Source organism: Streptomyces carpinensis (assembly GCF_002154505.1).
Taxonomy (GTDB): Bacteria; Actinomycetota; Actinomycetes; order Streptomycetales; family Streptomycetaceae; genus Streptomyces; species Streptomyces carpinensis.
Genome location: NZ_MUBM01000488.1, coordinates 1 through 7,958, shown reverse-complemented (window position 1 = coordinate 7,958; position 7,958 = coordinate 1). Strand labels below are relative to the sequence as shown.

Sequence of the window (7,958 nt, the reverse complement as noted above, 5' to 3'; positions counted from 1 at the left end):
TCGGCGGCGTCCTCGGCGGGGACGACCTGGGTGGCGCCGGCCGCCTCGCACAACGCGCCGACGGCGGCGAGGTCGGCGGCCGGGTCCGGGGTGTCGAAGGCGGCGAGCAGCAGGGCCTCGGTGGTCTCCGGCAGGCCCATGTGCGCGAGTTCGTTGACGGCCTTCACCGTCGTACGGTCCATGAGTTCCAGGAGCGACGGCACGTGGCCGCCCGCCATGATCCGGCACACCGCGTCACAGGCGGCGGCCGCGGAGGCGAACTCGGCGGCGAGCACGAGTTGCTGCGGCGGCTGGGGCTTGAGCGCCAGGACGGCCCGTACGACGATGCCGAGCGAACCCTCGGAGCCGACGAAGAGGCGGGTGAGGTCGTATCCGGCGACGCCCTTGGCGGTGCGGCGGCCGGTGGACATCAGGCGCCCGTCGGCCAGCACCACGTCCAGACCGAGGACGTACTCGGCGGTGACGCCGTACTTCACGCAGCACAGGCCGCCGGAGGCGGTGCCGATGTTGCCGCCGATGGTGCACATCTCCCAGCTGGAGGGGTCCGGCGGGTAGTACAGACCGTGCTCGTTCACGGCGCGGGAGAGCGCGGCGTTGACGACGCCCGGCTCGACGATCGCGATCCGGTCGATCGGGTTGATCTCCAGGATCCGGTTCATCTTGGTCAAGGACATGACGATGCAGCCGTCGGAGGCGTTCGCCCCGCCGGACAGGCCGGTGCGGGCTCCCTGCGGGACGACCGGGACGCGCAGTTCGGTGGCGATCCGCATGACGTGCTGGACCTGCTCCACCGTGCGCGGCAGGACCACGACGGAGGGGACGCCGGCCGGGCAGAAGGACGCCATGTCGTTCGCGTAGGAGGACGTGACGTCGGCATCGGTGAGGACCGCCTCGGCCGGCAGGCCCGCAAGGAGCCGGTCGGTGAGGTTGCTCTCGGCTGCGTCGGGTGCGGCTTGGATACGGCTCATGATCACAGCGTCGCACTCGACGCCATCGGTGTGAAGCCCGTGGGACGCCCGCTTCGGCGTTGCCCGGCCGCTGTCCCGGCGGCCCAAGGCCAGGGCCGGCTCGCGGTCGGGGGGAACACCGACCGCGAGCGGCTCGCGGGACGACCCGGGCACCGGTTCACAGGTTGCCGCGGCGCTCCTGCTCGCGCTCGATCGCCTCGAACAGGGCCTTGAAGTTGCCCTTGCCGAAGCCCATCGAGCCGTGCCGCTCGATGAGTTCGAAGAACACGGTCGGGCGGTCCTGGACCGGCTTGGTGAAGATCTGCAGCAGGTAGCCGTCCTCGTCGCGGTCGGCGAGGATCTTCAGCTCGCGCAGGGTGTCGATGGGCACGCGGGTGTCGCCGACCCACTCGCCGAGCGTGTCGTAGTAGGTGTCGGGCGTGTCCAGGAACTCGACACCGGCCGCGCGCATCGTCCGCACGGTCTGCACGATGTCGTTGGTGTTCAACGCGATGTGCTGGACGCCTGCGCCGCCGTAGAACTCCAGGTACTCGTCGATCTGGGACTTCTTCTTGGCGAGGGCGGGCTCGTTGATCGGGAACTTGACCTTGAGCGTGCCGTCGGCCACGACCTTCGACATCAGCGCGCTGTACTCGGTGGCGATGTCGTCGCCCACGAACTCCTTCATGTTCGTGAAGCCCATGACCTTGTTGTAGAACTGCACCCACTCGTTCATCTGGCCGAGCTCGACGTTGCCGACGCAGTGGTCGATCGCCTGGAAGGTGCGCTGGGCGGGCGGCGCGACGATCGGCTCGGCGGCGGCGAAGCCCGGCAGGTAGGGGCCGTCGTAGCCCGTCCGCTCGACGAGGGTGTGGCGGGTCTCGCCGTAGGTGGCGATCGCGGCGAGGACGACGGTGCCGTGCTCGTCCTTCATCTCGTAGGGCTCGGCGACGGAGCGGGCGCCGTGCTCGATGGCGTAGGCGTAGGCGGCACGCGCGTCCGGGACCTCGATGGCGAGGTCGATGACGCCGTCGCCGTGCTCGGCCACGTGCTGGGCGAGGAAGTGGCCCCAGGTGGTGGCGGGCTTGATCACCGAGGTGAACACGAACCGTGCGGAGCCGCTTTCGAGGACGTAGCTCGCGGTCTCGCGGCTGCCGTTCTCCGGTCCGGAGTAGGCGACCAGCCGCATGCCGAAGGCGGTGGAGTAGTAGTGCGCCGCCTGCTTGGCGTTGCCCACGGCGAAGACGACCGCGTCCATTCCCTTGACCGGGAAGGGGTCGGCCTGCCGCGCGGTCGCGTCGGGAGTGTGCTGTGTGGTCTGCGTCATAGCGGAAGCGTCACCCGGTCCCGCAAGGTGCGCAATAGTTTGCGTATTCACTGGGCAACATGCTCAGTGAACGACCGGCGTCGGCGGGCTTTCTGTACAGGATGACCATCCGTACGACGACCCTGGAGGGCGGGACTGTGGCGATCGATCATCTGGACGGCCGCATCATCGCGCTGCTGGCGCGCGAGCCGCGCATCGGCGTCCTGGAGATGTCCCGGCGCCTGGGGGTCGCCCGTGGGACGGTGCAGGCCCGGCTGGACCGCCTCCAGTCCAACGGGGTCATCCGCGGCTTCGGTCCCGAGGTGGATCCGGCGGCCCTCGGCTATCCGGTGACGGCGTTCGCCACGCTCCAGATCCGGCAGGGCCAGGGCCCGGACGTGAGGGCCCACATGGCCACGGTGCCCGAGGTGCTGGAACTGCACACCACCACCGGCACCGGCGACATGCTGTGCCGGCTGGTGGCCCGCTCCAACGCCGACCTCCAGCGCGTGATCGACCGCGTGGTCGCCATCGAGGGCATCGTCCGCGCCTCCACGGCGATCGTGATGGAGAACCCGGTGCCGCTGCGGATCATCCCGCTGGTGGAGCAGGCCGCGGAGGACCGCGAGCGGAACGGGTAGCCGGGGCAGCGGGCAGCGCAGGGAGGCGTGCGCGGCTCCGCTGCGGAGAAGTTCCAAAGACTACGTTGCAAAGCTATCTTTGCAACGATACCTTTGTACGCATGGACGAGCCCCCGCCCCGGCACCTCAACATCCGTCGCCTCGACGCCCGTTCGCTGCGCGGGCTCGCTCACCCGCTGCGCATGCGCCTGCTGGACGCGCTGCGCTCCGGCGGCCCCGCCACCGCCTCCCAGCTCGCCGGGAAACTGGGCGAGTCCAGCGGGGCGACCAGCTACCACCTGCGTCAACTCGCCACGTACGGCTTCGTCGAGGACGCGCCGGAGCGGGGCAAGGGGCGGGAGCGGTGGTGGAAGGCCGCGCACGAGGGCCTGATGATCGACGACGAGCTGTTCGCGGACGCCGATCCGACGGTGCGCGGCGCCCTGGCCATGGTCCAGCACGAGGTGGCGACGAACCACGCTCAGGAGCTGTCCACCTGGCTCGGCAACCGGCACGCGTGGTCCGAGGAGTGGACCCGTGCCTCGGACCTGAGCGACATGACTCTGCGGCTCACGCCGGAGCTCGCCCGCGAGCTCATCGAGAGGATGCACGCGCTCGTCGAGGAGTACCGCGACCTGCCCGCCGTCGCCGACGCCCTCGACGCGGAGCGCGTACGCATCCACACGCACACCTTCCCGGTCACCACGGACTGACGGCAGAAAGGTCGACGCCATGCTTCCCGAGACCCACCTCGTCCTGCATCATGTGCACGCCGCCGAGCTCCGGGCCCGGGCCGAGGCCCACCGCCTGGCCGCGGAGGCCGGACACCCGAGCGACCTGCGGGCCCGGCTGGGCTGGACGCTGGTCGAGGTCGGCCTGCGCCTGGTCGCACCCGCGAAACCGGTGGCCGTCTAGCAGCTCGGGACCGAGCCCCTGCCCGTCTTCAGGGTGGTGAGGGCGCTGACCGCGCCCTTGAGGGTGGTCACCGGGACCAGGCGCATACCCTTCGGCAACTCCGCCCGGGCGTCCGTGCACTCGGCCTTCGGGACGATGAAGACCGTGGCGCCGTCCCGGTGGGCGGCCTGGGTCTTGAGGGACACGCCCCCGACCGCGCCCACCGTGCCGTCGGGGCTGATGGTCCCCGTGCCCGCGACCGTACGGCCGCCCGTGAGGTCACCGCCGTCGGCGGTGCCGCGGAGCTTGTCGATGATGCCGAGAGTGAACAGCAGACCCGCGCTGGGTCCGCCGATGTTGGCGAGTTTCAGGGTGACCTTGATGTTCTTGTCGCCACTGAGGCCGAGGTACTTCAGGGCGGCCTGGGTGGCCGCGTCCTGGGACTGCTGCATCTGCTCGACGTTGTGCTGCTCGATCTGCTGAACGGTGTCACCGCTCGGGTAGACCGCGTCGCGCGGCATGACCGCCCGGTCGGTGCGGAACCAGCCGTCGATCACGTTGCCGAGCGTGATGTGGGCGTCCGGGCCGGTCGCCTCGATCGTCGTCATCCGCAGTTGCCCGCTCGTGCTGCGCACCGGTGTGCCGGAAATCGTGATCACCTGGCTGCCCTTGAAGGCGCCGAGCACGTCGGCCGTCGACCCGGGCTGTGCCACCGAGAACGGCAGCGGCGCGAACACGGCCGCGGCGATCAGGGCCACGACGGGCAGCGCGCAGACGGCGAGGGCCTTGGGGCGTGAGAGGCGAGAGAGCACGGGATCAATCTAACGCGAGGACGGCATCCGGCCAGGCGGCGGCCGCCCCTACCGCGGCCCGCTCCCCCACGCCCGCTCGGCGCTTCCCGGCTCCGGGCTCCCCCGCTCCCGCTTCTCGGCTTACGGCTCCGCTCGCCCATTCGTCCGCGCCCGGCCCCGCTACCCCACTGCCCACTCCCCCGCACGGCTACCGCTTCCCCAGGCGCGGCCCGCGTCCGGCTATCGGCGATCCATGGTGCCGCTCCGCCGCCTCCACCTCCCGGCTGAGCGGCCCTTGCCGATCACCTGCGAGCCGTACGCCCTCGACGATCACCTACGCCGTGCACGGCCTCGATGATGCGGGGGCTCGGAGGAACGGCATCGAGAGGGACAGCCGGTGGCGGGAAGGGGAATGGACGGTTCGGGGGATTCGGCGGATCGGCCGGGGCGACCCCGGTCGAGGCCACCGGCGCCCGGCGCCGTGCGGCTCAGCGCAGCGCCTCCGCGACCTCGCGGGCCGCGTCCAGCACCCTCGGTCCCACCCGCTCGGGTACGGCGTCCGCCAGCATGACCACGCCCACGCTGCCCTCGACGCCGGTCACACCGAGCAGCGGTGCCGCCGCGCCGCAGGCGCCCGCCTCAAGCTCGCCGTGGGTGAGCGTGTAACCGGGGTCCACCATCGGCTGGCGGCGGGCCGAGAGGATCGCCTTGCCCGCCGCGCCCCGGTCCAGGGAGTGGCGGAAGCCGGCCCGGTAGGCCACGTGGTAGTCCGTCCACGAGGGCTCGACGACGGCGACCGCCAGCGCCTCCGCCCCGTCCACCAGCGTCAGATGCGCCGTCGCCCCTATGTCCTCGGCCAGCGACCGCAGCGCGGGCAGCGCCGCCTCGCGCACCAGCGGGTGCACCTGACGGCCCAGGCGCAGCACCCCGAGCCCGACCCGGGCACGGCCGCCCAGATCACGGCGGACGAGCGCGTGCTGTTCCAGGGTGGCGAGGAGCCGGTAGACGACAGTCCGGTTCACGCCCAGTTTCTGGGACAGTTCGGTGACGGTCAGCCCGTGGTCCGTGTCGGCCAGCAGTTTGAGGACCTTCAGTCCCCGGTCGAGCGTCTGGGATGTCTCCGCGGTCACGACGCCCACTCCTTCAGTGGTGAGGTCGGCGGCGCTCATCGCGGCGGGTACGTCACCGAGTCCCGTCAGTGACGCGCAACAGAGGCCGCCGATCGGCCGGCGGTCCGGGCCGTCCCGGACACGAGTCGCTTCACGGCTGCGCTCCGCGGCGGCGCTGCCACGGGGCGTGTGCGTAGCGGGACAGTAGCGAAGCCGGTTCGCTGAGCGGAAGCCTCCGTCCAGAATCCGGTCAAGGGCGGAGCCGGCCTGCCTGCATTCGTCCGGATACGCGCTGGATCCCGGGGCCGTCGCGCGGTGTCAGCGCATGCGGGTGGCCCACTCCTGCACCTTGGCGATGCGCTGCCGCAGCTGCCCCGCCGTCGCCTCGGCGCTCGGCGGTCCGCCGCACACCCGGCGCAGTTCGGTGTGGACGACGCCGTGGGGTTTGCCGCTCTGATGGACGTAGGCGCCGACCATGGTGTTGAGCTGCCGGCGCAGCTCCATCAGTTCCTTGTGGGTCACCACCGGCCGCCGATCGGCGGGCAGTTCGAGCAGGTCGGCCTCGGTGTCCGGCTTCCTGCGGCTGTGCGCGATCTGCCGGGCCTGCCGCTTCTGCAGCAGCAGCTGCACCTGCTCGGGCTCCAGCAGGCCCGGGATGCCGAGGTAGTCCTGCTCCTCCTCGCTGCCCGGGTGGGCCTGCATGCCGAACTCGGCGCCGTCGTAGAGGACCCGGTCGAAGACGGCGTCGGACTCCAGCGCCTCGAAGGGCAGCATGTCCTGCTCGCCGGTGTCCTCGTCCTGCTCCCGGTTCGCCTCCTCCATCTCCTTCTCGGACTCGGCGTACGGGTCCTCCTCGCCCTCCTTCTTCGGCTTGTCGAGGGCGTGGTCGCGCTCGACCTCCATCTCGTTGGCGAAGGTGAGCAGGTCGGGGATGGTCGGCAGGAAGACGGAGGCGGTCTCTCCGCGCCGCCGGGACCGTACGAAGCGGCCGACGGCCTGGGCGAAGAACAGCGGCGTGGAGATGGTCGTGGCGTACACCCCGACCGCGAGCCGGGGTACGTCCACGCCCTCGGACACCATGCGGACCGCGACCATCCAGCGGTCGTCGCCGTCGCTGAACTCGTCGATCTTCTTCGAGGCGCCGGCGTCGTCGGAGAGCACGACCGTCGCCCTGCTGCCGGTGATCTCGCGGATCAGCTTGGCGTAGGCGCGTGCGGAGTCCTGGTCGGAGGCGATGACGAGGGCACCGGCGTCCGGGATGGCCTTGCGGACCTCGGTCAGCCGCTGGTCGGCGGCGCGCAGCACGGCCGGCATCCACTCGCCGCGCGGGTCGAGCGCGGTGCGCCAGGCCTGGCTGACCGCGTCCTTGGTCATCGGCTCGCCCAGCCTGGCCTCGATCTCGTCGCCGGCCTTCGTGCGCCAGCGCATGTTGCCGCTGTAGGAGAGGAAGATGACGGGCCGGACGACGCCGTCGGAGAGCGCGGAACCGTAGCCGTAGGTGTAGTCGGCGGCCGAGCGCCGGATGCCGTCCGAGCCCTCCGCGTACGTCACGAACGGGATGGGGTTGGTGTCGGAGCGGAACGGCGTACCGGTCAGGGCGAGGCGGCGGGTCGCCGGTTCGAACGCCTCCAGGCACGCCTCGCCCCACGACTTGGAGTCACCGGCGTGGTGGATCTCGTCGAGGATGACTAGGGTCTTGCGCTGCTCGACGCGGTTGCGGTGCAGCATGGGCCGGACGCCGACACCGGCGTAGGTCACGGCGACGCCGTGGTACTCCTTGCCGAGCGGGCCCGCGCTGTACTCGGGGTCCAGCTTGATCCCTATGCGCGCCGCCGCCTCGGCCCACTGCTTCTTCAGGTGCTCGGTGGGCGCGACCACGGTCACCTGCTGGACGACGTGGTGGTGCAGCAGCCAGGAGGCGAGCGTCAGCGCGAAGGTCGTCTTGCCGGCGCCGGGGGTGGCGACCGCGAGGAAGTCGCGCGGCTGCTCCTGGATGTACTTCTCCATCGCGCCCTGCTGCCAGGCACGCAGCTTGCCGGCGGTGCCCCAGGGGGCACGTCCGGGGAAGGCGGGCGAGAGATGGTGCGAGTGCGACGAGCTGGCAGACATAGGCGTGGGCCCGGAGGGCCCTCCGTTGAGGGAGGTGGCGGGCGACGGGCGGGCGGTAGTCACGGTCTCCGGTTCGTTGTGCTGGGGCTCGGCTACGAATGACAACCGGGCCACCCTACCGGTGCGCTCACCCCTCACCCGGGCCGACGACACCCCACCGAGCCCGGGTGCGACACGCGTCA

8 protein-coding genes are annotated in these 7,958 nt (G+C 71.2%); 3 read left to right on the top strand and 5 right to left on the bottom strand.

Going from position 1 to position 7,958, the window contains the following annotated elements:
* Both BZY54_RS44290 and hppD read right to left on the bottom strand, forming a co-directional pair.
* Positions 1–974 (bottom strand): FAD-binding oxidoreductase (locus BZY54_RS44290; RefSeq protein ID WP_086731018.1); only part of this gene is annotated, 974 nt, incomplete at its 3' end.
* Positions 975–1,125: 151 nt separating this feature from the next.
* The gene (gene hppD, locus BZY54_RS44285) at positions 1,126–2,274 is read right to left on the bottom strand and encodes a 4-hydroxyphenylpyruvate dioxygenase (protein WP_086731017.1); all 1,149 of its coding nucleotides are present in this window, start codon (positions 2,272–2,274) and stop codon (positions 1,126–1,128) included.
* A gap of 137 nt (positions 2,275–2,411) precedes the next feature.
* Between hppD and BZY54_RS44280 the strand changes: the two genes are divergently transcribed.
* The 3 genes from BZY54_RS44280 (at position 2,412) to BZY54_RS44270 (ending at position 3,788) form a co-directional block, all read left to right on the top strand.
* Entirely contained in the window at positions 2,412–2,894 is a 483-nt protein-coding gene (locus tag BZY54_RS44280; protein WP_208640956.1) for an Lrp/AsnC family transcriptional regulator, read from the top strand.
* A gap of 101 nt (positions 2,895–2,995) precedes the next feature.
* On the top strand, positions 2,996–3,586 hold the full coding sequence (locus tag BZY54_RS44275) for a winged helix-turn-helix domain-containing protein (protein ID WP_086731015.1): 591 nt from the start codon (positions 2,996–2,998) through the stop codon (positions 3,584–3,586).
* Positions 3,587–3,605: 19 nt separating this feature from the next.
* Positions 3,606–3,788, top strand: a complete 183-nt coding sequence (locus BZY54_RS44270; protein ID WP_086731014.1) for a hypothetical protein — start codon at positions 3,606–3,608, stop codon at positions 3,786–3,788.
* Here BZY54_RS44270 and BZY54_RS44265 read toward each other — a convergent pair.
* From BZY54_RS44265 to BZY54_RS44255, 3 genes are all read right to left on the bottom strand, one after another.
* A complete protein-coding gene (locus BZY54_RS44265) occupies positions 3,785–4,579 on the bottom strand; it encodes a S16 family serine protease (protein WP_086731013.1) in 795 nt (264 codons plus the stop codon). The genes BZY54_RS44270 and BZY54_RS44265 overlap by 4 nt on opposite strands.
* 467 nt (positions 4,580–5,046) lie before the next feature.
* On the bottom strand, positions 5,047–5,688 hold the full coding sequence (locus BZY54_RS44260) for an IclR family transcriptional regulator (protein ID WP_086731012.1): 642 nt from the start codon (positions 5,686–5,688) through the stop codon (positions 5,047–5,049).
* A 297-nt stretch (positions 5,689–5,985) separates the two neighbouring features.
* A complete protein-coding gene (locus tag BZY54_RS44255; RefSeq protein ID WP_086731011.1) occupies positions 5,986–7,776 on the bottom strand; it encodes a DEAD/DEAH box helicase in 1,791 nt (596 codons plus the stop codon).
* Between the last annotated feature and the right edge of the window lie 182 nt (positions 7,777–7,958).

Coding starts and splice junctions, on each gene's coding strand:
- hppD (WP_086731017.1), bottom strand. CDS start 2,274: ATGACGCAGACCACACAGCACACTCCCGACGCGACCGCGCGGCAGGCC.
- BZY54_RS44275 (WP_086731015.1), top strand. CDS start 2,996: ATGGACGAGCCCCCGCCCCGGCACCTCAACATCCGTCGCCTCGACGCC.
- BZY54_RS44270 (WP_086731014.1), top strand. CDS start 3,606: ATGCTTCCCGAGACCCACCTCGTCCTGCATCATGTGCACGCCGCCGAG.
- BZY54_RS44255 (WP_086731011.1), bottom strand. CDS start 7,776: ATGTCTGCCAGCTCGTCGCACTCGCACCATCTCTCGCCCGCCTTCCCC.